Raw genomic sequence first — 25044 nt, 5'->3', positions numbered from 1 at the left:
ACATTGTTGTCAATCTGAACTTGTTTCAGATTCTAATGTGTTTTAGAAATCAACTGTTTAAGATTCTGAAATAAATTCAGAATGACAGATTTCACACTTTTTAGAGAGCCTCTTGTTTTTAGCTATCCGTAGTCAACACTTCTAAATTGTTTAGCGTGACTTGAGGATATTATCTTTAAAACGGTAAATCATCGTGATCGTCTTCGTTTAAATCGCCTGCTGGCTCAAAAGCATCTGCAGGAGGTACTGGAGGCAAGTTATCGCCACCGGCTTGGGCTTGTAATACTTCAATTCTCCAACCTTGTATAGAGTTAAAATATTTAGTTTCTCCTTGTGGGTTAACCCATTCTCTACCTCGTAAATTAATGTTTATTTTAACCTGTTGCCCAACTTTATAACTGTTTAGCAAATCGGTTTTATCTTGTACAAACTCCACCATAATATGTTGTGGGTATTGCTCTTCTGTAGTTACAACTATTTCTCTTTTTCTAAACCCATTGCTTCCAAAACTTTGAGTTTCTCCAATCACTTTAATTCTTCCTTGAACTTCCATCTAATCAAATTATTTATTACTATTTATTTATCTTATGCTTACTTAAAAACCCTATTACAAAGGTGGTTTTAAAAATTAACTTAACAATATTTTCCAAGCACTTTTAACATCTCCAAAACTTAAATAGCTTTGAGCTAATTGGTGTTTTTGAAAACTTGTAAACGTTTTAATTTCGGGCTTACTAACCGCTAAATTATTTATAAACTGTGTTACTTTTTCTGGTTTTGGTAAGGCTTCAACATTACCTAAAACCCCTAAATCGTTACCCGTTAGTACGGTACTATTTTTAATGTGTTCTGGAAAACTGTCTACACCAATTCCTAAGCTACTTAAAGGTTTTGGTATTTCAAAAAACCCAGTTTTTGCTCTACTGTAAAAACTTCCTCCTGCTCTAGCTACCAAATCTATTTTATTTTGGTCGATGTTACCACCTTCATTCAAAACAACCTCATCAATATGTAACTTAACAACTTCGCAAATCACTAAATTTCCAGCGCCACCTTGGGTACCCAATTTAACTATTTCGGTTACTTTACACTCCATTTGCACAGGCGATTCGGCAACTCGAAACGGTTTTACAACCTCCGATTTAACCATAGTTAACCCTGCCTTTTCAAACTCGTTTACACCTTTAGCATACTCGGTACTACTTAACGACATTTGCTGAACCAAATTATAATTTACCACATTTATAACCACTTCTTTAACTGCTTCAACATTCTCTAAAGTATGCTTAGTGGTATTATTTTTTACCCGTCTTGCTGGCGAAAATATTAACACTGGCGGGTTTGCACTAAATACATTAAAAAAGCTAAATGGCGATAAATTTGGTTGTCCTTTCGCATCAATAGTGCTTGCAAAAGCAATAGGCCTAGGTGCCACAGCACTTAACAAATAGCCATGTAACTGGCTCGTTGATATCGATTTAGGATCTATGGACAGCATCACAAATTTATTTCAGCAAATGTAACTATTCTAGTCTGCAACTAAAAACCGATTTACTAACAACTTAAACAATAATATTAACAGAATTGCATTATATTACCGAACAAATCCCTTTGTTAATGATTTTAAGCAAGCATAGCAATTTATTTCGTTGGATAATTATTACCGCTTCTTTTGCCATTGTTTCTCTTATTTTATGGAAAACGTTCGAGTTTTTTCAGCATTTTAAAGAAGAAGAACGGATAAAAATGGAAAATTGGTCGTTTGCTCAAACCGATTTGTTAAAAACCACCAATTTAGATATGGATTTGGGTAATTTACCGCTAAAAGTAATTACCAGTAACAAAACCACACCCATGATTATGGTTGCCGAAGATGGCAATTACGATTTTAACAATATTGATAAAAAAAAGCTAAGCGACTCAATTGCTGTACAAAAATTAATTGCCAAGTTTAAAGAAGAAAACAACCCCATAAAAGTAAAATTAGATGGTAGAGTTATTAGTACCATTTACTACGGAAACTCGCCGTTATTAAACAAACTTAAATATTACCCGTTAGCCTTATTTTTAATTATATTTTTGTTTGCAGCCGTTATTTATTTCTTTTACCGAAGCAGTAAAATTGCCACTCAAAATAAGCTTTGGTCGGGTATGGCAAAGGAAACAGCGCATCAAATTGGCACACCGCTTTCGTCATTAATTGGTTGGACCGAAATTTTAAAGACTGAAAACACGAACCCCGACTACATTGTTGAAATTGAAAAAGATATTGACCGCCTGCAAACCATAACCGAACGTTTCAGCAAAATAGGATCTGTGCCCGTTTTAGAAACCACCGATATTGTTACCGAAACCATACACAGCTTCGATTATTTAAAGGCGCGTGCTTCCAAATTAGTTACTTTTGAAATAAAAACGCCCAATGAAGAAATTCCTGTTAACTTAAACAAACAACTTTATAGCTGGACCATAGAAAATTTGGTAAAAAACGCCATTGATGCTATGAAAGGACGCGGAAAGCTAACCTTAGAAATTATTCAGTTAGAAAACGATATAAAAATTAATGTTACCGATACCGGTAAAGGCATCCCTAAGAAAGATTTTAATACAATTTTTGAGCCTGGTTTTACGACCAAAAAACGCGGTTGGGGTTTAGGTTTATCCTTAACAAAGCGTATTATTGAAGATTTCCATAAAGGGAAAATCAAGGTGCTAAACTCCGAAATTAAAAAAGGCACTACCATCCAAATTCAATTAAAAAGAGCCACTTAAATATGGCAAAAAAACACATTAAAATAAACGAATTTAACTTAAAGAACAACTGCCCTGTATGCTATAGCAACGACGGTTTAAAACTAACCTTTAAGCAACAATTAATTGAAAACGCTTTTTACAAAGCGACCACTTTAGACACCTTAAATGAATTGTTTTGTAACACATGCAACTCTAATATTTATCCTGTACAATGGACGGATGATTTAGAGCGTGTTTTTGAGTATCACAAAAGAGCTATAACCCCAAAAAGCAAATCGTTTCACTTAAAAAAGCTCACTTGGCTTATTGTAATTTTAACCGCTATTATTACCGTTTCGGCAATTGGTTTTATGGTGCTTTATAATTAGAAGTTAGCCTGAATAGCATTTGCTATCTCTTGAAACTCTTCTGGAGACAAGGTTTCTTTTTTTATAAATCGCGAATCTTCCATGTTGTTTAACGGAATTAAATGTACGTGCGCATGCGGCACCTCTAAGCCAATTACAGTTAAGCCTACACGATTACAAGGCACAGCTTTTTCGATAGCTTTGGCAACACGTCTAGAAAATTGCATTAACCCGTTGTAAGTAGCTTCATCTAAATCGAATAATTTATCAACTTCTTGTTTTGGAATGCATAATGTATGCCCTTTTGCATTCGGATTTATATCTAAAAACGCGAAGAAATCTTCGGTTTCAGCAATTTTATAACAAGGTATTTCGCCGTTAATTATTTTAGTAAAAATAGAAGCCATAATAGTGGGTTTTGTATTGCTGTAAATATAAAAAAGATTCCAAACCAAAAGAGATAAGGAATCTTTTAAAAAAATTTTAAATGAAGAATTATCTCGATATTTCTACAATGTCGAATTTCATTACGCCACTTGGCACTTTAATTTCGGCTACATCGCCAACCGATTTACCGAGTAAACCTTTACCGATAGGCGAGTTTACCGATATTTTACCTGAAGCCAAATCAGCTTCACTTTCGGCCACCAAAGTATAATTCATTTCCATACCATTGGTTTGGTTTTTAATTTTAACCTTACTAAGCACTAACACCTTCGAGGTGTCTAATTGCGATTCGTCAATAATACGAGCGTTAGCTAGAGTTTCTTCCATTTTAGAAATTTTCATCTCCAACATGCCTTGCGCCTCCTTGGCTGCGTCGTATTCTGCATTTTCACTTAAATCACCTTTATCTCTTGCGTCTGCAATAGCTTGTGATGCCTTTGGGCGTTCTATATCCTTAAGCTGGTTAAGCTCGTCTCTTAACTTTTTTAATCCTTCTGGTGTATAGTATGATACTTTACTCATAACTTCATCGTTTTACTTAATACTAAAAGCTGAAAAATCCCGAAATATCGGGACAGCACAAAAAAAATCTCGTATAAACGAGATTGCAAAACAAAAATACAAAATTTTTAATTACTTGTATAGTTTACACTTATAAAGTAAAATCATTACTAAAACAATTTACTTTTGTTGTAAATTGCCCAAAATTTATGTTCCCTATGAAATCTCTCAGCGCACTATTTTTAGCCCTATTTTTATTTAGTTGTAGCAGTAATACCGTAAGAAACGAAAACTGTAATTTTTTATTAGACCTTAATATAAACTTAAATATTAACCTAAGTCTTCCTGAATATAGCCAGTTGAATTTTGTTGCTAACTCTATTTATATCCAAAATATTGGAAACGCAGGTATTATAGTTGCCAATACAGGATCTAGCTTTATGGCATGGGATGCCAGCGACCCAAATTATGTTCCTGGAACTTGTTCCCATTTGGTGCCCAATGGTCTTTTTTGTGAGAGCGAATGTGGTGATGGCAATGAATACAATTTACTTACTGGCGAAATAAATAATAGTGACGACCCAACTTTGGTTTGTGCGTTAAAAAACTACCGTGTACAGCAGAGCGGAAATATTTTAACTATTTACAATTAAACTACAAACCATTTTTTAAGTTTATAAGATTGCTTTTTTTTGACAAAACATCTTTTAAAAAGCTTATTGCCTTTTTACTACGTACTCCAGATTTACAATACACCACAAGTGGCTTTTCTGTATTGATTTCATGATACCTTGTTGGCAATTGAGCTAAAGGAATATGCAAACCTCCTATATGATATTGCTGGCGCTCCCAGTGTTCACGAACATCCAACAGGTTGAACGTGCTTTTATTTTGGTTTAAAGCTGCTAAAGTAATGTCGTTATCTATTGATTCTATGCCACAAAAAAAATCGTAATTAGTTTCTAATTTAGTTATGCTCGAATTTTCGGTTTTACTGTAATCCAGAGTAAGTTGTCGCATGGATAACACATCGAAAACCAAAAGTTTATTAGCCAATACATCGCCAATACCACAAATTATTTTAATAACCTCATTGGCTTGTAAACTTCCTATAATTCCTGGTAAAACACCCATAACTCCAATTTCCGAACAGTTTGGAGATTCGTTTAGTTTGGGAGGTGTTGGATATAAACACCTATAAGTAGCACTACTATTAAAATTAAAAACACTTACTTGCCCTTCAAACTTAAATATAGATCCATAAACCAAAGGTTTGTTTGCTATTACCGCTGCATCATTGCATAAATATCTAGTTTGAAAGTTATCACTGCCATCAACAATAATATCAAAATCTTTAAAAATATCAATGACATTTTGAATTGATAATTTCTCGACAAAAACTTTAAATTCTACAAACGGATTTAACTTTGACAAGCGATTTACGGCAACTTCGACTTTAGGCTTACCAATATCGTCGACAGTGTATAAAATCTGACGCTGTAAATTTGTTTGATCTACAACATCATCATCAATTACACCAATTGTTCCAACACCAGCGGCTGTTAAATACTGTAAAATTGGACAACCTAAACCTCCCGCACCAACAACTAAAACTTTTGCGGTTTTTAGTTTTATTTGTCCAGATTCACCTATTTCATCTAATATAACATGTCGGTTATATTGTTTTAATTCTTCTTGTGTTAACATAATATTCTACAAAATTAGAATTGAATTAATTAAAATGTTCCCAGTCTTTCCAAACGACTTCCAGACCTTGCTTTTTAAGCATACCTGTGAATTGTTCTGTACTGCGTTCATCCGAAATTTCAAACTGCTCTAACGATTGTGGCTCAACGGCATAACCTCCTGGATTGGTTTTAGACTCTGCACTTATTGATGTAATACCTAAATTTACAATATGGTTTCTAAAATGTTCGCTTTCGCGAGTAGACATCGAGAGTTCTACATCTTCATCTAACAAACGGTAAGCACAAATAAGTTGTACTAAATCAGCATCCTTCATCTCTACTTTAGGTTCTAAACCACCCGAATGTGGTCGTAATCTGGGAAATGAAATGGAATACTTTGTTTGCCAAAAATGCTTTTGCAAATAATTTAAATGAAGGGCTGTAAAAAAACTATCGGCACGCCAGTCTTCTAAACCAAACAAAGCACCTAAACCTATTTTGTGTATACCTGCTTTCCCTAAACGATCGGGAGTTTCTAAACGATACTTAAAATTAGATTTTTTTCCTTTAGGATGATGCTTTTTATATTCGTTTTTATGATACGTTTCTTGGTAAACTAAAACGGCATACAAGCCATTTTGTATGAGTAATTCGTATTCTTCTTGCTCCAATGGCTGCACTTCTATTGTGATGTTAGCAAAATAAGGTTTAATTAATTTTATAGCATTATTTATATAATCTACCCCAACAGTTCTATTGGCTTCTCCTGTTACAAGTAACACGTGGTCAAATCCTTTTTGTTTTAAATAATTAGCTTCTTTTAAAATTTCGGCATCTGTAAGTGTTCGCCTCGGAATTTTGTTGGTAAAACTAAACCCACAATAAGTACAAATGTTTTGGCACTCGTTACTTAAATATAAAGGCGCATACATTTGCATGGTATTACCAAAACGCTTTTTAGTAAGTTGCCTACTTAATTGTGCCATTTCCTCTAAAAAGGGTTTCGCTGCAGGTGAAATTAAAGCTTTAAAATCTTCTAAATTTCGTTTTTGCTTAGACAAAGCAGTTTTTACATCGGTTTGAGTTTTGGTATGAATACTAGCTAAAACATCGTTCCAAGAATAGGCATTTAATATGTTTTCAAAAGACTGCATAACTATTACTTAGCTCAAAAATGAAGTTAATGGACTACTGGCTTCTGCTTGTTGTTTTATAGGTGCTAGCTTCGCTTCAAAAGCCATTCTACCAGCTTCAACACCCATTTTAAAAGCCTTAGCCATGTCCACTGGGTTCTGTGAAACTGCAATTGCTGTATTTACTAAAACGGCATCGGCCCCCATTTCCATAGCATGAGCTGCATGCGATGGCGAACCTATTCCAGCATCAACAATTACAGGCACTTTAGATTGCTCGATAATAATCTCTAAAAAATCCTGTGTTTTTAACCCTTTATTACTTCCTATGGGTGCGCCTAACGGCATAACACATTGCACTCCAACATCTTCTAAACGCTTGCATAAAACAGGATCGGCATGAATGTAAGGCATCACCACAAACCCCTTTTTAACAAGTATTTCTGCTGCTTTTAAGGTTTCAATTGGATCTGGTAACAAATATCTTGGGTCTGGATGTATTTCTAACTTTACCCAATTGGTCTCTAAGGCTTCTCGCGATAATTCGGCAGCAAAAACAGCTTCTTTTGCATCACGAACACCCGATGTATTTGGTAATAAATTGATATGTGGCTCATTTAAATGCGTTAAAATATTATCCTTATCGTTAGTTACATCTACGCGCTTTAAAGCAACGGTTACAAGCTCACTTTTACTAGCCAACAAAGCGTCTTGCATGAGTTGAGAACTACTAAACTTTCCGGTTCCTGTAAACAACCGTGATGTAAAGGTTTTATTTGCTATTTGTAAACTCATAATTATGTATTTTTTGGTGCTTTCCAAACCTGTTCGTTTAAAGCAGGCATATTAAGCAGTTTGTTTAATATTGATATGTTATTAAAATTAGAAGTTATTTCACCAGACATAGCTAAACCATAAATTCCCGTTTGAAGTAACTCAGAAACATCATTTAAAGTGATGCCACCAATAGCCAAAATGGGAATTTTAGTTTGTAACTCGTCTAAAATGGCGCGATAACCTTTAAGTCCTAAAACTGGGCTTAAATTTTCTTTTGTTTTGGTAAATCTAAAAGGTCCTAAACCGATATAGTTTGCCTCTTTATGAATTAGATTTTCACAATCTTGAAGCGTATTTGCAGTACCACCAATAATTTGCCATGAGGCTAAATGTGCCCTAGCTTCTGTTGGTGACGCATCTGTTTTTCCTAAATGGACACCATCGGCTTTAACTATTTTCGCAATTTTATAATAATCGTTTATGATTAATCGCGTTTGAAAATGACTGGTTATTTCTCTTGCTTGCGAGGCAATATCTAAAACCGTTTTAAAATCTACTTTTTTTAACCTTAGTTGCACACAATCTGCACCAGAAACGCAAGCGTTTTGAATATTACTTAAATGCACTTTTGGCGTATCGCCTTGCGATATGTAATGTAATTTTGATATCATATATTTTAATTAATACTTTATGTTAACACCTAAAAATGTGTCTTGTATAATTTTAAAACTTTGTATAGGATCTTTAGTATTCCAAACGCCGCCTAAAACACCAACACCTCGATAACCCAAGGCTAACATTTTTGGAATGGTTTGAGCGGTTACACCTCCCATACCAATAATGGTTTTATTTATAGCATTTACATTAAACCCTTTACCTTGATAGCCTTGTTTTGATATGGATGAAAACACGGGACTTAATAAGTGATAATGAAATGGCACCTTACAGTTATTTAAAACCTCTGGATCGTGAAACGAACTACTTACCGTATAACCTTTTTGTTTGTAATATTCAACAAATTGAAATAAATCTTCTGATAGATCTATTCTAGTTTGTTCTTGTAAATGCACGCCTTTTAAACCAAATTCTTCGGATAACTCATGGTATTGATGAATCATTATTTTTGAATGATACTTAACTTGAATTTGTTTGATAAACTCACGATAATCGTTTATTTGAAATGATGGTTTACGCAAATGAAGCACTTGCAAACCAGTTTTAAACAGTTGGTTTATTAATGTAGCCTCATTTGGTAAATTAGTTTCTGATGTGATTACAATTAACATAAAACATGTTGTTTTTAGGTGTAAAAAAATACGATAGACCTACAATTATAAAGTCAAAAAACGGCACTTAGCAGGTGGTTTGCGTTAGTGATTGCAGCGTTGTTTGAGCTCTTTTTATTGGCTACTTAAAGCCAAAAAAAAAAGCGAGCGCGAAAAGCACGACCCCGACACCTCGGGGTAACGCCCTTAAAACGCTAAAGATAAACCTCTGAACCTTTGTTTTTAAATTCCTTAGATTTTTCTTCGAATCCTTTTTTTATAACTTCATTATCATCGGCAATTATATTTTCTGCAGCAAAATCGCGCACTTCTTGTGATATTTTCATAGAACAAAATTTTGGTCCACACATAGAACAAAAGTGTGCTATTTTTGCACCTTGAGCAGGTAGAGTTTCGTCGTGAAATTCACGTGCTTTTTCTGGGTCTAAACCAAGGTTAAATTGGTCTTCCCAACGAAACTCGAAACGCGCTTTACTTAATGCATTGTCGCGGTGTTGAGCTCCTGGGTGTCCTTTGGCTAAATCGGCAGCATGAGCAGCCAATTTATAGGTTATTACGCCCTCGCGAACGTCGTTTTTATTAGGCAAACCTAAATGTTCTTTTGGTGTTACATAGCATAAAACGGCGCAACCGTACCAAGCTATCATAGCGGCACCAATGCCCGATGTAATGTGGTCGTAACCTGGTGCTATATCTGTTGTTAGCGGACCTAAAGTGTAAAACGGAGCCTCGTCGCAATGTTCGAGTTGCTTATCCATGTTTTCTTTTATCATGTGCATTGGCACGTGCCCTGGACCTTCTATAAAACACTGCACATCGTGTTTGCGGGCAATTTTTGTAAGCTCTCCAAGTGTTTCTAACTCTGCAAATTGAGCTTCGTCGTTAGCATCGGCAATAGAACCTGGACGCAAACCATCACCCAAAGAAAAGGCAACGTCGTATTGCTTTAAAATTTCACAAATATCTTCGAAATGAGTGTATAAAAAGCTTTCTTTATGATGCGCTAAACACCATTTTGCCATAATAGAACCGCCGCGAGATACAATACCTGTTACACGTTTAGCTGTCATAGGAATATAGCGTAAAAGTACACCAGCATGAATGGTAAAATAATCCACACCTTGTTCGGCTTGTTCTATTAGGGTATCTCTAAAAATTTCCCAAGTTAGGTCTTCGGCAACGCCATTTACCTTTTCTAAAGCTTGGTAAATTGGCACCGTGCCCACTGGCACTGGCGAATTACGAATAATCCACTCGCGTGTTTCGTGAATATTTTTTCCGGTAGATAAATCCATAATAGTATCGGCACCCCAACGGCATGCCCAAACCGATTTTTCTACCTCTTCCTCTATAGAAGATGTTGTTGCCGAATTACCAATGTTAGCATTTACTTTTACCAAGAAATTTCGACCTAAAATCATGGGTTCGCTTTCTGGGTGATTTATATTATTTGGTATTACAGCTCGACCTCTAGCGACTTCGCTTCGCACAAATTCTGGTGTTATTTTTTTGGGTATTGAAGCTCCAAAATCTTCACCTTTATGTTGTTTTGCAATTTCTGTTATTTCATCTATACGCTGGTTTTCTCGAATAGCAATGTATTCCATTTCGGGAGTAATTACACCTTGTTTTGCATAATGTAATTGTGTTACATTTTTACCCTTTTTAGCGCGTTTAGGTTTATGCTTTAGGTTAAAACGTAAATGATCGAGACTGGTATCGTTTAAACGCTCGTTACAATACTTTGAGGTAAATTCATTTAAAGTTTCTACATCGTTTCGTTGGTTAATCCACGGTTCACGAATGCGCTCTAAACCATTGTGAATGTTTATATCTTTATCAGGGTCGGTGTATGCGCCTGAAGTATCATAAACAGTAACAGGTTGGTTGGGTGTTAGTTTTCCAGTCATGGAATCTTTAGTATCGCTAAGCTCAATTTCTCGCATAGCAACCTGAATTTCTGGATGTATTGATCCTGGAAGATAGATTTTTTTTGAATTTGGAAACGGACTTCTAGTTACACCATCTTTTTTTGGTGCGGTATCTTTTTGCTTCATAATTTTATAGTTAGTGGTTTGTTAAAAAACTATGCTTAAACGCATTTATTTATCCGCCTTGAGTTGATTTAATAATTAATACATCTTGATTTTCTTTTAAAAACGTAGTGTCCCAATCATCTTTTCTAATTACACTGTTGTTTATGGCAATGGCAATGCCACTTGTAGAAATTTGTAATTGATCTACAAGAGCTTGTAACGATTGATTCTCTGAAACTTGATGTATTGTATTGTTTACTTTTACTTGCATTTTATGTGCGTTAGGTAAACTTTATGAAGCGTTATGTTTTTATTTTAAAAAACATATTAAAGAAATAACTTTTCCCTACGCTGGTATTAACCAAATCAGGTTCAAAGGATGTTTCTCAAACTAGTAAAAACTAGCTACTCCTAAAGCTTACAATATGTTAATGATCTTTTTTAGAATTTTAAGGTAACACTCATTAAAAAGTTAATGGTTGCTTGAGGGTAATACCCTGCATAATCTAGTGTTGTTGTTTCTCCTGGCGTAGACCAAGTGTCATCATAAGTTCCAAAATACCCATTAGACACATACTCGGTATTAAACATGTTATTTACTAAACCAGAAAGTATAATAGATTTAAATATTTTATTTGGTTTAAGCTCGTAGTTTACGTTAAAATCACTGATAAAATACGCATCTAACTTTGATGATTCCCAGTCGATATTACCCATGTATTGTTCGCCAACGTATTTACTTAATACCGACAATTGTAAATTTTTGGTTGGGTAAAAATTAAACGCATTTCCAATAACCACATTTGGTGAAAATGCAATATCGGTATTTCCTAAGTTTAACAATTCTCCGTCTATAGATGAAGTAAAATCTTGGTTTTTGTTAGTACTTAATGCCACATTGGTTGTAGTGTTAAAAAAGTTGGTGAATTTTACAGTAGCATCAACCTCTAAACCTAAGCGGTAACTTTTACCGCTGGTTGCTCTAATTGGGCTTCCCACATCATCTAACTCGCCTGTTAACACCAATTGATTTTGATAAAACATGTAGTATAAATTAGTACTTAGGGCAACATTATCGGTGTTGTGTCTCCAACCTAATTCAATATCATTTAATGTTTCGTGCTCGGTTACACCTGCTTTAAAATCGTCCCGATTTGGCTCACGATTGGCTCTAGCAAACGAAGCGTAAAAGCTATTATTATCCGATGGTTTGTAGGTTAAACCAAGTTTAGGATTAAAGAAACTAAAATTAGTATCGGTATTAAAATCGTTTCTATCAGAATCTAAGCCTTCAGTTTCATAATTTACAAAACGGCCTTGTAAATCTACAAATCCTGTAAGTGTTTCAGCTAATTTAAAAGTTGCTTTCGAGAACACACTAAAATCACTTTTCTTAGCATCTCCAAAATAATAACGATCTCTTATGTTAGTGCCTTCTGCTAAATCGCTTCCCCAAATTACTTCACCAAAATGATCACCAGAATATGTATTGTACGATCCGCCAGAAATTAACTCTAAACCAGATGTTTTATAAGTAACGTTTGCATTAATCACGTAAAAATGATTATCTAACCAACGACGCACAATAACATCGGAACCTTCTTCGATTAAATTATCAAAATCTGCAGCCGTTTCTTCAGGTTTGTATTGTTCAAAATAGCCTTCTCCTTTGGTGTAGTTTAAACCAATATTTGTAGACCAGTTGTTACTTATACGCTCATTCCAATGTAATTGATAATGGTTTTGCCAGTAATTATCGGTTTCATTATCGTAAGTGTATGGATTTTGGCGACGGTCTTCCCGCAACTCATCGGCAGTTAAACCATACCAAGCTTGATACGTGTATTCCTGATTACCAAAAGTTAAAGCCTTTATTAAGGTATTATCATCTTTATAAATACCTTGAAGGAAATACGATTTTAAATCGGTAAAGGCACGATCTACATAACCATCGGAATTAATTTTTGAGAAACGCCCAGAAATTTCAAAATGATCATTAAGTAAACCTGTACTTAATTTTACCGTGTGTTTTCTGGTGTTGTAACTACCAAAACTGTTGGCAATTTCACCTGAAGCTTCTTCAGAAAAAGCATCGGTAAGTAAGTTTAAGCTGGCTCCAAAAGCCGCTGAACCATTGGTTGATGTACCAACACCACGTTGCAATTGTAAACTCTCGGTTGATGAGGCAAAATCACCTAAATTCACCCAAAACGTCCCTTGGCTTTCAGGATCGTTATACGGAATTCCATTAATGGTAATATTTACACGCGTACCATCTGTACCACGTACACGAATACTACTGTAACCCACACCAGCACCGGCATCACTAGTGGTTACTACCGATGGTAAATAGTTTAATAAGGTTGGAATGTCCTGCCCTAAATTACGTTTCGCCAATTCTTGTTTACTCACATCGGAGTGTGTAATGGGCGAATCGGCATCTACACGCACTGCGTTAACTAAAACTTCGTCTAGTTTTTGGGTTGATGTAGAATCGTTTTGGGTTTGGTTTTGTTGCGCGTATCCTTCAAAGCAAATTAAAGCAAATATTAAAGTGAAACACGCCAATCGATGAGATTCCTGCCTTCGCAGGAATGACAAATTAATGAATAAATTTTTCATGTCGATTAAAAAATTAATCGAATAAAAAGAGGTAATTATTCTTTGTTGTTAGTAAAAAATGATTTGTTGAACGCACGTTAAAAGCAAAAAAACATAGTTTTTTTGATACTCACTAAAAATGTCTACTAGACATTTTATTTACGTTCGTAGTCCCTAAACAGCATTACCTGTTCTAGGTTCGTTGGGTATGATCTCAGCCTTTTTTTAATTCAAAATTCTGAATTCAGAATTTTGAATTAAGTAAGCACCCCTTTTTGAGAACGACGCAAAGATAAAAACGAAATGTTAAATTTTTATAATTTATTTACAACTTTTTACTGAATATCTGGTTTTCTGCGATTTGCTTTTTTATCGGCTAGTTGTCGTTTGTTTTTTAACCGCTTCTTTATTACCGATTTAGGCACTTTTGTTGGAATACGTTTTTTAGAAACCACCAACGATGCTTTTATTAATTCTAAAAATCGTTGGATAATAATGGCTTTATTTTTATGCTGACTTCGAGTTTCGCCACATTGCAGCACCAAAACACCATCGTTAGTCAGTTTATTTTTAAGCTTTTCTTCGATGCGTAATTTTTGAAGTTCGGATAAGGCTTGCGAATCCTTTAAATTAAAGGTCAATTCAATTTTTGAAGACACCTTATTTACGTGTTGCCCACCACTACCCGAGCTACGAATAGCTTTAAAGGCGAGTTCTTGTATTAAGGTGTCTTCTTTAATTTTCACTAGGCTTGATGTACTGGTTTTAATAAATCGTTTACTGTTTTTACAGGGTTAAACGTTTCTACGGGAACCTCAACAAAAATAGAGTTCCAATAGGCCATACTACCATTCCAAAGTCCTGGTAATTCCAATGCTTGAATATCGATACCGTTTTGGGTTTTCATGGTAATAAACGCCGCTTCAGGATCGACATATTGCATTAAATCGAACTTTTCTCCTTTGTAATTTTTTACACCACAAACCAAATCGGTTGGATTAAAATGTGTTGCATTTTGTACAATATCGTTTTGCTGTGAATTTTTATCATCAATTTGAGCAAACTCTACTACTTGTAACGAGGTGTTTCCGTCTTCATCTTTAACCCAAAATGGGCCACCACCAGGTTCACCTTCATTTTTAACCATTCCGCAAACTCGAATTGGACGGTTTAGACGATCTTTTAAATAAGTAACTTTTTCAACTTTCGAGAAATCATCAAAATCATCATCTAAAACCACATTCAATTTACTTTTTACAAAAGCAGCAATTTCTAGTAACTTCGCTTCATCAGCATCACTATCTAAATCATTTAAATAAGCAAATGCTTGTTCTTGCGCTTCAAGCAATACTGCAGCAAGTACCTTTTTGTAGTTTGAAATATCCTTATTCATCTCTAAAACCACAATATTATCGATGTTTTTTATGAAGATAATATCGCTATCTAACTGATTTAAGTTTTCAAGCAAAGCGCCATGACCGGCTGGTCTGAATAAAATGGAACCGTCTTCTTTTCTAAAGATTTCGTTTTTGGTTGTTAGCGCTAAAGTTTCGGTAGCCTCGTTTTGATAAGAATACGTTACATTAAAACTGATGCCTGTTTCGGCTTCAAGCGCTTCTTTTACAGCTTCAAATTCAGCTTTAAAATACGAATGATGCTTCTCTGAAACGGTAAAATGTAAATTAGCTTTTCCGTTTGATGAGGCATAAATTTTCGATTCCATTAAATGCTCTTGAAATGGTGTTTTTGCACCGGCATCGTATTTATGAAATGGCAATAAGCCTTTTGGTAAAAAGCTATAGTTTAAACCTTCTTCGCTCAAAACTGTTTCAACAATTTTATAACTGGCTTCGCTTTCGGTTAACGCATCAAAATTAGGGTTTAGGTCTTTTGCTTTAGCCATAACTGTTTCGTAAAACGGAAATTGCTCTAAACCTTCAAAAAACGCTTTTATCAATTTATCATTATTAGCTTCGGCGTAAGTCTCAATCGTATCGGTTTCTGGGTTGAATTTATTTAAAAATTGAAACAGAAATTTAAACATACGCGTTGCCGCACCAGAAGCTGGCACAAACTTTAAAATATCTAGGCTATCTTGTTTGGCGTTGTAGCTTTCAATAAGTTGTTGCATGGTGGCATCGTCGTATTTTTCAATACCATCGCCAATGGTTGCTGCCGATATTAAATTGGAATACGACATGCCATTTTTAATACGCGACACTTGAGCTTCAACCTGCTCTAGCGTAATGCCCTTTTGCTTAATTTGTTCGAGATCTTTTTCTGTAAACATTAGTTTGTACTTTTTAGAATTTTGTTAATATGCTTTACTGCTATTTCTAATCGTTCTGTTTTGTTACCTTTTAGTAGTACGTAGGGACGGTTGTATTTTATTAAAGTATCCTCGAAAGCCTTAAACATTTTTTCTCTTCGATTGGGTTTATCACGTAAATCGTCTGGCTCCCAAGGCGTATCTATATAGGTTAAAAAATATAAATCGTAGGTGTTTTCTATGGCGTATTTTTCTAAAATGGGATCGCAACTGCCCACGTAATACGCATCGGAATAAACTTTAGTTTCTAGTAAATCGGTGTCGCAAATTAGAATAGTATCGGTTTTTTGGGCAAGCTCGTTTTCAAGTTCCATTTGGCCAATGGCAATAGGCACCAAATCGTTTGCTTCACAAGTTTTTCGCTCGTTATTCCATTTATTTTGAAGATACTCGCGCGCATATTCGGGCACCCAAATAGAATTGTAATACCGTGCCAACTGCCTCGACAATGTGGTTTTACCAGTAGATTCGGGACCAAACAAAACGACTTTTATGCAATTTGCTGGCTGCTGTTTAAGTTTTTCTTCCATGCTTTATAACCATAATAGGCTATTATTGTAAATACTAAATATTGCAAACTCGTTAATGTAAAGCCTTTATAAAAATATAAGGGCACCGATATGACATCGCCAATTATCCAAAATATCCAGTTTTCAAGTTTTCGTTTTGCCATAAGCCACATACCAACAAAAAATATAGCTGTGGTTAATGTGTCTATATAGGCTACCCAACTTGTCCATTTATCAAATGCTGTATAAACTAAGTAAACAAAAACCAATGTTGCCAAAAATATAGCCGAACTTATTTTTTTTTCGTTAAACGTGGTTCGCGAAATAGGAGTAACATGTTCAGCATCAATTTTCTTCGTCCAAATATACCAACCATACACACTCATTATAAAATAGTAGGCGTTAATCATCATATCACCTAACAATTCCCATTTTAAGAGTAAATACACAAAAATCAAGGTACTTACCATGCCTGTAGGAAACACTAAAACACTATTTTTTTTTGAATAGATTACCGAGAGAAATCCAAAAACTATAGCAATAGCCTCTAGAATAATGTCTACGGTTTCATATTCAGCGTATTGTCCGAAAAAATAATCAAAAATTGAAATCATAAATTGTGTTTACACTAGCAACAAAGTTTCAAAATAAATACGGCTTTCAAAAATTAATTAGATAGATATTTAAAATTCAACCTTTCATCCGTAAGCATGATACCACAAGATGGTTTGTTTGTTTACAAAACTTATTTTTACTCATTAACCAAAAGTTTGATAACATTAAAATTATAAAATGGCTAGCAAGTCTTGAATAGTTTAATGTACTTTTAGTTTTTTTGTTGAATAGTCAACTGAACATTAATTACAAAACGGCAAGATTATTGATGCAAACAAACTTTACTTCTAACGGCGAGATCAACTTAAACACCTAAGAAGTAAAACATTTAAAGTCATTTTAAAATAATCACCAACAACCAACCTTTATGAAAAAATCGTTTTCATCATCATGTTTTACTCCAAAACCGCCACATTCATATTTTAACACCTTCTTAAAAAAAATTTCATTTACAATTTTTCTGCTTCTGAGTTTCTTCAGTATTGCACAAAAACAAATGGAACATTTAGATCGCGGACTTTTAGCTGTTAGAACATCATCTGAAGACGTTTTAATCAGTTGGCGCATTTTAGCTCCCGAATTTGAGAACGGTGCATACAATTTGTACCGCAACGATAAAAAGCTTAACTCTACCCCAATTACAGACGCCAGTAATTTTGTTGATAAAATTGTAACAAACGAAACTTACAAAGTGGCTTTGGTGCTTAATGGCAAAGAACAAAAACCTTCGGAACCCATTTCGGTTTGGAATAACATTTACAAAACCATACCTATTACCGCTCCAAAAGGAGGTACTTCGCCCGATGGTCGTGAATTTAAATACACCGCTAGTGATGCTTCTGTAGGTGATTTAGATGGCGACGGACAATACGAAATCGTATTAAAATGGTATCCTACAAATGCGCACGATAATTCGCATCGCGGTTACACCGGAAACACCATTTTACAAGGATTAGAATTTAACGGCGATATACTTTGGACCATAGATTTAGGAAAAAACATTCGCTCTGGAGCGCATTACACACAATTTTTAGTCTATGATTTTGATGGCGACGGAAAAGCCGAAGTTGCCTGCAAAACCGCCGATGGTACTACTGATAGTAACGGTAAAATTCTTGGTGATGCCAATGCCGATTATCGCAACGAACGCGGTTACGTATTAGAAGGCCCTGAGTTTTTAAGCGTATTTTCTGGTGAAACTGGTAAATTCATTACCACCGAAAATTATATTCCTGCACGTGGCAATGTGAACGATTGGGGTGATGGTTACGGTAACCGTGTGGATCGATTTTTAGCTTGTGTAGCTTACCTTGACGGAAAACATCCTAGTTTGGTGTTTAGCCGCGGGTATTACACAAGAACCGTAATTGCGGCTTACGATTTTAAAAATAACAAACTGAAAACACGTTGGGTTTTCGATACCAACGAAGAAAAAAACAAAGCCTATTTTGGACAAGGAAACCATAGTATTACCGTTGGTGATGTTGATGATGATGGTAAAGATGAAATTCAGTTTGGTTCCTGTGCGATTGATGATGATGGCACAGGACTTTACTCTACGGGCTTTGGTCATGGCGACGCCAGTCATTTAGGTGATTTTGATCCCACACGCGAAGGTTTAGAATATTTTATGGTTCATGAAGAAGCCAACCGCCCAAGTGTTCCGCAAATGGATTATCGCGATCCTAAAACTGGGGAAGTATTTTGGAGTGTTCCAGGTCGTGGCGATATTGGTCGTGGCGTTATTGCCGATATAGACCCGAATCACTTAGGTGCCGAAATGTGGGCTTCGAACGGTACAGGAATTCACGATTTAAAAGGCGAGGTTATTACTAAAACCTATCCAACAGCAGGACGACGCGGTGCTAGTTTTAACATGTTCGCATGGTGGGATGGCGATTTACTTCGTGAAATTGCCGATAAAACCGTCATCTCTAAATGGGATGCCGATACCGAAACCACCAAAGTTTTATTAAGCGCTTACAACTTCGACAATATGAGCTTACGTAGCAACAATGGCACGAAATCAAACCCTTGTTTAATTGCGGATTTGTTTGGCGATTGGCGCGAAGAAATTATTTGGAGAAACGATGCCAATACCAAACTGGTTATATTCTCAACACCATACCCGACCAACGAACGCATTTTTACCTTAATGCACGACCCATTGTATCGCACAAGTATTGCATGGCAAAATGTTGGCTACAATCAACCTGCTCACACTGGATTTTATTTGGGTGTTGGTATGCCTAAACCTAAAACACCAGATATTAAAATTATAAAATAAGGATTAGCCTTTTTTAGAGTTACGATAGGCTTTAGGTGATTTACCCATAGTTTTTGTGAAAATTCTACTAAAGTAAAACGGATCGCTATAACCAACTTGTTGCGCTATTTCATTGATGCGAAGTGAACTAAAATCTAATAATTTTGAAGCTTGCTGAATTTTTAAATGTGTAACATAATCAAGTGGTGTTCTTCCTGTTTTTCTTTTAAACAATAAACTAAATTGAGAAACCGACAACCCAACATGCGAAGCTATTATATCCAAATGTAACTTTTCAGATAAATTAGTTTTCATAAATCGGATGCTTTGGTCAATACGATCTTGCTCGTGCCATTCCCTTATTTTCCTGAATTGAGACAGGTATTTAAACGAGCCCAACATGTGCCATAAACAAATGTTGGCGTACTCTAAATTTTCTAAACTATAACCCAGTTCTAGATTATTGAATATTTCTTCAAAAAGTAAAATCCTATCACTAAAACGGGAGTTGGTTGCCACATCAATTTCCACCTTGGTATTAGGATAATTCACAAAGAACGCCGCTTTATCTCCTGTAAAATGTATCCAATAAATACTCCACGGATTTTTTGAATCGCTCCCATACTTATGTGGCACATTCGGTAATAAAATAATATAGGTATTTGGTTTTAAGGTAAATGTTCGTCCTTCAACCTCCACCCAACCTTCTCCCGAAGTACAATACATTAAAATATATTCCGAACTGCCATTTTTCCGAACCCTTTTATGCCCTAATGCTTCTAAATAGCAACCTATATCGGTAACATACAAATTATTAGTTAAAGGATTATCTTGTAATTCTTGTAAAATACCTTTCGGTAAAACAATAGCTCGTTGTTTAATAGTCGGTTTGTTCAACATCATAATCTAAAATACAAAAAATAAGAAGATAATCCATTTTTATAACATAATTGTCTATTTAAAAACATGGTATTATCTGCTATTTTTGTAGATATACCAACTAAGTTCAAACCGCATGAAAACCACCTCATTTAACTATCGTTTTTTAATTGGCATTTCTATAGTAACCGCCATGGGTGGTTTATTATTTGGCTACGATTGGGTAGTTATTGGTGGCGCAAAACCATTTTACGAACAGTATTTTAATATTGTTGATTCGCCTTCGCTTCAAGGTTGGGCCATGAGTTGCGCCTTAATAGGTTGTTTATTTGGCGCTTTTTTTTCAGGAATGCTTAGTGAGAAATACGGGCGTAAAAAACTTTTAATTCTGGCCGCATTCTTATTTATAATTTCGGCTTACGGAAGTGGCGCAGCACAACATTTCACACCTTTTATTGTATACAGAATTATTGGCGGTGTAGGTATTGGGCTTGCTTCAAATTTATCGCCCATGTACATTTCTGAAATTTCCCCAAGCAACATTAGAGGCAAACTCGTTTCGTTAAACCAGCTTACTATCGTGATTGGTATTTTGGCAGCTCAAATTATAAATTGGCAAATCGCCGAACCCGTTTCAAAAATGGCTACCAACTCAGAAATTTTAAATTCTTGGAACGGACAAACAGGGTGGCGTATTATGTTTTGGATGGAACTTATTCCTGCAGGTCTTTTCTTTTTACTTATGTTTTTTGTTCCAGAAAGTCCAAGATGGTTAGCACAAAATTACCCTGAAAAATCGGAACGCATTTTAGCAAAAATTGGCGGAGAAAGTTATGCTAAAAATGAACTTGAAACTATCAATGCATCTATACAAAATTCGGTTGAAACCAACACCAAAACACTTTTAAATCCTAAACTAAAAAAGATCCTAATAATAGGTATAGTAATCGCAGCTTTCCAACAATGGTGTGGCATAAATGTTATTTTCAATTACGCTGACGAGGTTTTTACAGCAGCAGGCTATGGCGTTTCAGATATGCTATTCAACATTGTAATTACTGGCAGCATCAACCTTATTTTCACGCTTATTGCCATGGCAACCATCGATCGTTGGGGCAGGCGCGCACTAATGCTTTTTGGTTCGGCTAGTTTAGCTGCCATTTATGCGCTTATGGGTGCCGCGTACTTTTTTAATGTAGAAGGTTTACCGCTTCTAATTCTCGTAGTAACCGCAATCGCATGTTATGCCATGTCTTTGGCACCAGTAACTTGGGTGGTTTTATCAGAAATTTTTCCGAATAAAATAAGAGGTTTAGCCATGTCGGTCGCAACCATTGCGCTTTGGTTAGCCAGCTTCACCCTAACCTATTCCTTCCCGTTGCTTAATAGCTTTTTTGGAGCGTCAGGAACGTTCTGGTTGTATGGCATCATATCTTTAGGCGGATTGATTTTCATCTACAAAAAGCTACCCGAAACCAAAGGAAAATCACTTGAAACCATAGAAAACGAATTAACCAAATAAGCCATCATGAGCACATCTGTTAAAGCAGAAATCACACAAATAAACATTCCAACCTACCCGTTAGGAGAACCAGAAATCAACCCTGTATTTTTTGAAAAACGCGTGTATCAAGGTTCTTCCGGTAAGGTGTATCCGGTGCCTTTTATTGATAAAGTTTTTGATGAAAAAATAAATCAAACTTATGAAGCTGCTATCCTCGAAAACGATTTTGTGAAGCTAGTCATGCTACCCGAAATTGGCGGACGCATTTTTGAGGCACAGGATAAAACTAACAATAACTACAATTTTTTCTATCAGCAAAAAGTAATCAAACCTGCTTTGGTTGGGTTAGCAGGACCATGGCTTAGTGGTGGTGTGGAATTCAACTGGCCGCAACATCACAGACCTGGAACGTATTTACCAACCGATACGCATATTGAGGTTGAACCCGATGGCGCCAAAACCATTTGGATGAGCGAATACGATCCCATGAACCGCTTAAAAGGCATGCACGGTATTCGGCTACGTCCCAATAGCGCTTTAATTGAATTACGCGGCAGACTTTACAACACCACACCGTTAACACAAACCTTTTTATGGTGGGCAAATGTGGCTGTTGAAGTGCACGATAATTATCAAAGTTTTTTTCCGCCCGATGTGCATTACGTGGCAGACCACGCAGTTCGTGCTATGAGCAGTTTTCCTGAAGCCAACAACGATTACTACGGTATCGATTATAACAACCGCAAAGGTCATAACGATTTACGCAAATACCAAAACATTCCCGTACCAACAAGCTACATGGTTTGCGATACGAAATACGATTTTTTTGGTGGTTACGATTTTAACGCTCAAGGCGGATTTGTGCACGTTGCGAACCGACATATTGCTCCAGGGAAAAAGCAGTGGACTTGGGGAAGCGAAGCTTTTGGAAAGGCTTGGGATAGAGAACTTACCGATGAAGGCGGCCCATATTTTGAACTTATGGCAGGCGTTTACACCGATAACCAACCCGATTTCACCTATTTACAACCTTATGAAACCAAAACCTTTTCGCAATTTTGGTGGAGTTATAAAAACATTGGGCCAGTACAAAACGCCAACACCGATTTGGCTATTCGTTTAGAAATTTTAAATGACAACATCCTAGATTTAGGCGTTGCATCAAGCAAAGCATTTAAAAATCTCAGCATCATTTTAAAAGTAGAAAATAGCGAAACACGTTTTATAAATATTGATATATCACCAAATAAACCTTGGATAAACAAACAAGAAACGATTAATATTGGGCAAGAAAACACTGTTTCTTTAATTGTTAAAAACGATAATAATGAAGAACTCATTGCTTATCATCACCGTAAGGTTAACTTAGACCGAAACCGCAAAGAGGCTACAGAACCTAAGCAACCTGAAGCCGTTCAAAGTGTAAACGAACTCGAACTCATTGCAGAGCATTTAGAACTTTATCGTCACCCAACACGCTACCCAGAACCGTATTGGGAAGAAGCTATTCGCCGCGACCCAAATGCTTACAAATCGTATATTGGTTTAGGAAAAACAGCCCTTAAAAATGGTGATTTTATTACGGCAGAAAACCATCTTAAACAAGCCACTGCTATTTTAACCAGTTATCATCCTAATCCGCAAACTGGTGAAGCGCATTACTTTTGCGCATTGGCTTGTCAATTTTTAGGAAAAGAAAACGATGCCTACGCCCTATTTTACAAAGCCACTTGGAATTTTGAATGGCGAGCAGCAGCTTATTATCATTTAGCTACGCTAGATTGTAAAAAATCAGATTTCACATCCGCCTTAAAACATTTAGAGCATGCGCTCGACACCAACAGACAAAACAATAAAGTCTATGTTTTAAAGGCAACAATTCAAAACAAACTCGGTTTAAAAACTGAAGCGGAACAAACCCTAAAAAGTCTTCTAAACTATGATGCTTTAGACCAATGGGCTTTATTTGAAAATGCAAATTTGACTAACAATTTTGATGCCTTTTTAAAGTCTTCAAGAAACGACGCGCAAACCATTATCGATATCGCTTTTAATTATATTGAAGCAGGTTTTTATGCTAATGCCATCAAACTTTTAGAATGGCATCATGTCCATCCTGTCTTAAAAAGTGCGGTTCCTAATCCTATGGAACATTCGGTTTTAACTAAATTTATTTTGGCTTGGGCGCATTGGTTAAACGGTTACAAAAGCACTTCAAAAGCGATATTACATCAAACCAAAAACGCATCATTCGATTATGTTTTTCCTTCAAGAATTTATGAGCAAATCGTTCTGGAATGGGCTTTAAATCAAGATCCCAAAAATACCGTCGCAGCGTATGGTTTGGGCAATTACTTTTTCAATTTAAAACAACACGACAAAGCTATTTTAGCTTGGGAAACTGCCGCGAATGCTAATTGTAATTACGGTACGCTTTACAGAAATTTAGGCATCGCCTACTGGAATGCTCAAAACAATGGTAGAAAAGCTAAAGACGCTTTTTTACAAGCCATTGATTTTGCACCAAACGATACTCGAATTCGTTATGAATACGATCAGTTACGAAAAAAGTTAAACGACAACCCGAAGGATCGTTTACAGGATTTAGAAAAAATTATAAAACAAGTTACAACACGCGATGATTTTTGTGTTGAATTGGCCGCCTTGTATAATTTTGAAGGGCAATATCAAAAAGCCTTGGACTTGTTAGAAAACCGTAATTTCCATCCGTGGGAAGGTGGCGAAGGACAAGTTTTAAAACAATTTACGCATGCTAATTTAATGCTCGGTCAGGAAGCTTTAAACCATGGTGATGCTCAAAAAGCGCTTCAGTTTTTTGAAAGATCGATAAACACGCCTGATAATTTAGGCGAAAAATACCATCCGCTTCAAGCCATCGCCCATATTAATTATTGGATTGGTAAAAGCCAGAAAACACTGGGTAATCTTGAACAAGCCGAGAATTATTTCCGCGAAAGCGTAAACGAAAATGGCGATTTTATTGATATGGCGGTGAGTAATTTTTCCGAATTATCGTATTACAAAGCCTTATCACTGCAAGAACTTGGTAAAGTTGAGGAAGCGCATTCGCTATTGCTTCAAATTAAAGCATTTGCAGAACAAAAATTAAATACCGAAGCTAAAATTGACTATTTTGCTACATCATTGCCGCTACTTTTAGTGTTTAACGACGATTTACAAAAACGCAATACCGTTGATGCAAAATACCTCTTGTTTTTAGCCGCTATCGGACTTAAAGATTTCGACAACGCAAAACATTTAGCCGCCGAAATTTTAGAACTTAACACCATACATGTTGGGGTAAAAAACCTTTTAAAAACCATCGAAACTAAATACATAAAACCTTAATTT

General features: G+C 35.8%; 23 protein-coding genes and 1 riboswitch. Of the genes, 6 read left to right on the top strand and 17 right to left on the bottom strand.

Translation table 11 applies throughout. The annotated features are described in order from the left end of the window. Positions 1 to 175 precede the first annotated feature (175 nt). Together PK35_RS13280 and PK35_RS13275 are read right to left on the bottom strand one after the other, a co-directional pair. Complete coding sequence (locus PK35_RS13280) at positions 176 to 553, bottom strand: DUF3127 domain-containing protein (protein ID WP_044627045.1); 378 nt, start codon at positions 551 to 553, stop codon at positions 176 to 178. A gap of 75 nt (positions 554 to 628) precedes the next feature. Further along, a complete protein-coding gene (locus PK35_RS13275; RefSeq protein WP_044627044.1) occupies positions 629 to 1498 on the bottom strand; it encodes a flavin reductase family protein in 870 nt (289 codons plus the stop codon). Between the two features lie 119 nt (positions 1499 to 1617). On the opposite strand from PK35_RS13275, the gene PK35_RS13270 reads away from it, so the two are divergent. Further along, positions 1618 to 2772: a sensor histidine kinase gene (locus PK35_RS13270; protein ID WP_044627043.1), complete on the top strand. Its 1155-nt coding sequence runs from the start codon at positions 1618 to 1620 to the stop codon at positions 2770 to 2772. Between the two features lie 2 nt (positions 2773 to 2774). Beyond that, positions 2775 to 3122: a hypothetical protein gene (locus PK35_RS13265; RefSeq protein ID WP_044627042.1), complete on the top strand. Its 348-nt coding sequence runs from the start codon at positions 2775 to 2777 to the stop codon at positions 3120 to 3122. Here the strand turns inward: PK35_RS13265 and PK35_RS13260 are convergent. Both PK35_RS13260 and greA read right to left on the bottom strand, forming a co-directional pair. Continuing rightward, positions 3119 to 3508 carry an HIT family protein gene (locus PK35_RS13260; protein ID WP_044627041.1) on the bottom strand — a complete coding sequence of 130 codons (390 nt, stop codon included), beginning with the start codon at positions 3506 to 3508 and terminating at the stop codon, positions 3119 to 3121. The genes PK35_RS13265 and PK35_RS13260 overlap by 4 nt on opposite strands. A gap of 88 nt (positions 3509 to 3596) precedes the next feature. Further along, positions 3597 to 4070, bottom strand: coding sequence for a transcription elongation factor GreA (gene greA, locus PK35_RS13255; protein WP_044627040.1), 474 nt, complete (start codon positions 4068 to 4070; stop codon positions 3597 to 3599). 197 nt (positions 4071 to 4267) lie between these two features. Here greA and PK35_RS13250 point away from each other — a divergent pair, with 197 nt between their 5' ends. Beyond that, positions 4268 to 4702, top strand: a complete 435-nt coding sequence (locus PK35_RS13250; RefSeq protein WP_044627039.1) for a hypothetical protein — start codon at positions 4268 to 4270, stop codon at positions 4700 to 4702. A 1-nt stretch (position 4703) separates the two neighbouring features. Here PK35_RS13250 and moeB read toward each other — a convergent pair whose 3' ends face one another. From moeB to pnuC, 12 genes are all read right to left on the bottom strand, one after another. Further along, positions 4704 to 5756 carry a molybdopterin-synthase adenylyltransferase MoeB gene (moeB, locus tag PK35_RS13245; protein ID WP_316930182.1) on the bottom strand — a complete coding sequence of 351 codons (1053 nt, stop codon included), beginning with the start codon at positions 5754 to 5756 and terminating at the stop codon, positions 4704 to 4706. Positions 5757 to 5781: 25 nt separating this feature from the next. Next, on the bottom strand, positions 5782 to 6891 hold the full coding sequence (gene thiH, locus PK35_RS13240; protein WP_044627037.1) for a 2-iminoacetate synthase ThiH: 1110 nt from the start codon (positions 6889 to 6891) through the stop codon (positions 5782 to 5784). Positions 6892 to 6900: 9 nt separating this feature from the next. Next, entirely contained in the window at positions 6901 to 7665 is a 765-nt protein-coding gene (locus tag PK35_RS13235; RefSeq protein WP_044627036.1) for a thiazole synthase, read from the bottom strand. A gap of 2 nt (positions 7666 to 7667) precedes the next feature. Then, on the bottom strand, positions 7668 to 8318 hold the full coding sequence (gene thiE / locus PK35_RS13230) for a thiamine phosphate synthase (RefSeq protein ID WP_044627035.1): 651 nt from the start codon (positions 8316 to 8318) through the stop codon (positions 7668 to 7670). A 9-nt stretch (positions 8319 to 8327) separates the two neighbouring features. Further along, complete coding sequence (locus PK35_RS13225) at positions 8328 to 8933, bottom strand: thiamine phosphate synthase (RefSeq protein ID WP_044627034.1); 606 nt, start codon at positions 8931 to 8933, stop codon at positions 8328 to 8330. Positions 8934 to 9127: 194 nt separating this feature from the next. Then, positions 9128 to 10990: a phosphomethylpyrimidine synthase ThiC gene (gene thiC, locus PK35_RS13220; protein ID WP_044627033.1), complete on the bottom strand. Its 1863-nt coding sequence runs from the start codon at positions 10988 to 10990 to the stop codon at positions 9128 to 9130. Between the two features lie 49 nt (positions 10991 to 11039). Further along, positions 11040 to 11240, bottom strand: a complete 201-nt coding sequence (thiS, locus tag PK35_RS13215; RefSeq protein WP_044627032.1) for a sulfur carrier protein ThiS — start codon at positions 11238 to 11240, stop codon at positions 11040 to 11042. A 55-nt stretch (positions 11241 to 11295) separates the two neighbouring features. Beyond that, positions 11296 to 11392, bottom strand: a riboswitch (TPP riboswitch). Between the two features lie 18 nt (positions 11393 to 11410). After that, positions 11411 to 13591: a TonB-dependent receptor gene (locus tag PK35_RS13210; protein WP_044627031.1), complete on the bottom strand. Its 2181-nt coding sequence runs from the start codon at positions 13589 to 13591 to the stop codon at positions 11411 to 11413. Between the two features lie 314 nt (positions 13592 to 13905). Beyond that, on the bottom strand, positions 13906 to 14316 hold the full coding sequence (gene arfB / locus PK35_RS13205; protein WP_316930181.1) for an alternative ribosome rescue aminoacyl-tRNA hydrolase ArfB: 411 nt from the start codon (positions 14314 to 14316) through the stop codon (positions 13906 to 13908). After that, a complete protein-coding gene (locus PK35_RS13200) occupies positions 14316 to 15860 on the bottom strand; it encodes a DUF4301 family protein (protein ID WP_044627030.1) in 1545 nt (514 codons plus the stop codon). The genes arfB and PK35_RS13200 overlap by 1 nt, the downstream gene beginning before the upstream one ends. Then, on the bottom strand, positions 15860 to 16429 hold the full coding sequence (locus tag PK35_RS13195) for an AAA family ATPase (protein WP_044627029.1): 570 nt from the start codon (positions 16427 to 16429) through the stop codon (positions 15860 to 15862). The genes PK35_RS13200 and PK35_RS13195 overlap by 1 nt, the downstream gene beginning before the upstream one ends. Next, entirely contained in the window at positions 16390 to 17022 is a 633-nt protein-coding gene (gene pnuC, locus PK35_RS13190) for a nicotinamide riboside transporter PnuC (protein WP_044627028.1), read from the bottom strand. Before pnuC ends, PK35_RS13195 begins: the two co-directional genes overlap by 40 nt. A gap of 497 nt (positions 17023 to 17519) precedes the next feature. On the opposite strand from pnuC, the gene PK35_RS13185 reads away from it, so the two are divergent. Then, the gene (locus tag PK35_RS13185) at positions 17520 to 19310 is read left to right on the top strand and encodes a rhamnogalacturonan lyase (RefSeq protein ID WP_044627151.1); all 1791 of its coding nucleotides are present in this window, start codon (positions 17520 to 17522) and stop codon (positions 19308 to 19310) included. A 3-nt stretch (positions 19311 to 19313) separates the two neighbouring features. On the opposite strand, the gene PK35_RS13180 is transcribed toward PK35_RS13185, so the two are convergent. Continuing rightward, positions 19314 to 20192, bottom strand: coding sequence for an AraC family transcriptional regulator (locus tag PK35_RS13180; protein WP_044627027.1), 879 nt, complete (start codon positions 20190 to 20192; stop codon positions 19314 to 19316). A 112-nt stretch (positions 20193 to 20304) separates the two neighbouring features. On the opposite strand from PK35_RS13180, the gene PK35_RS13175 reads away from it, so the two are divergent. Beyond that, on the top strand, positions 20305 to 21690 hold the full coding sequence (locus PK35_RS13175) for a sugar porter family MFS transporter (RefSeq protein WP_044627026.1): 1386 nt from the start codon (positions 20305 to 20307) through the stop codon (positions 21688 to 21690). A gap of 6 nt (positions 21691 to 21696) precedes the next feature. Then, positions 21697 to 25041 (top strand): DUF5107 domain-containing protein, encoded by a 3345-nt coding sequence (locus tag PK35_RS13170; RefSeq protein ID WP_044627025.1) that lies wholly within the window; start codon positions 21697 to 21699, stop codon positions 25039 to 25041. Positions 25042 to 25044 lie beyond the last annotated feature (3 nt).

This window comes from Neotamlana nanhaiensis, assembly GCF_000943555.1.
Classification (GTDB): domain Bacteria; phylum Bacteroidota; class Bacteroidia; order Flavobacteriales; family Flavobacteriaceae; genus Neotamlana; species Neotamlana nanhaiensis.
The sequence above is the reverse complement of the archived record's forward strand: the minus strand, read 5'-3'. Positions and strand labels throughout refer to the sequence as shown.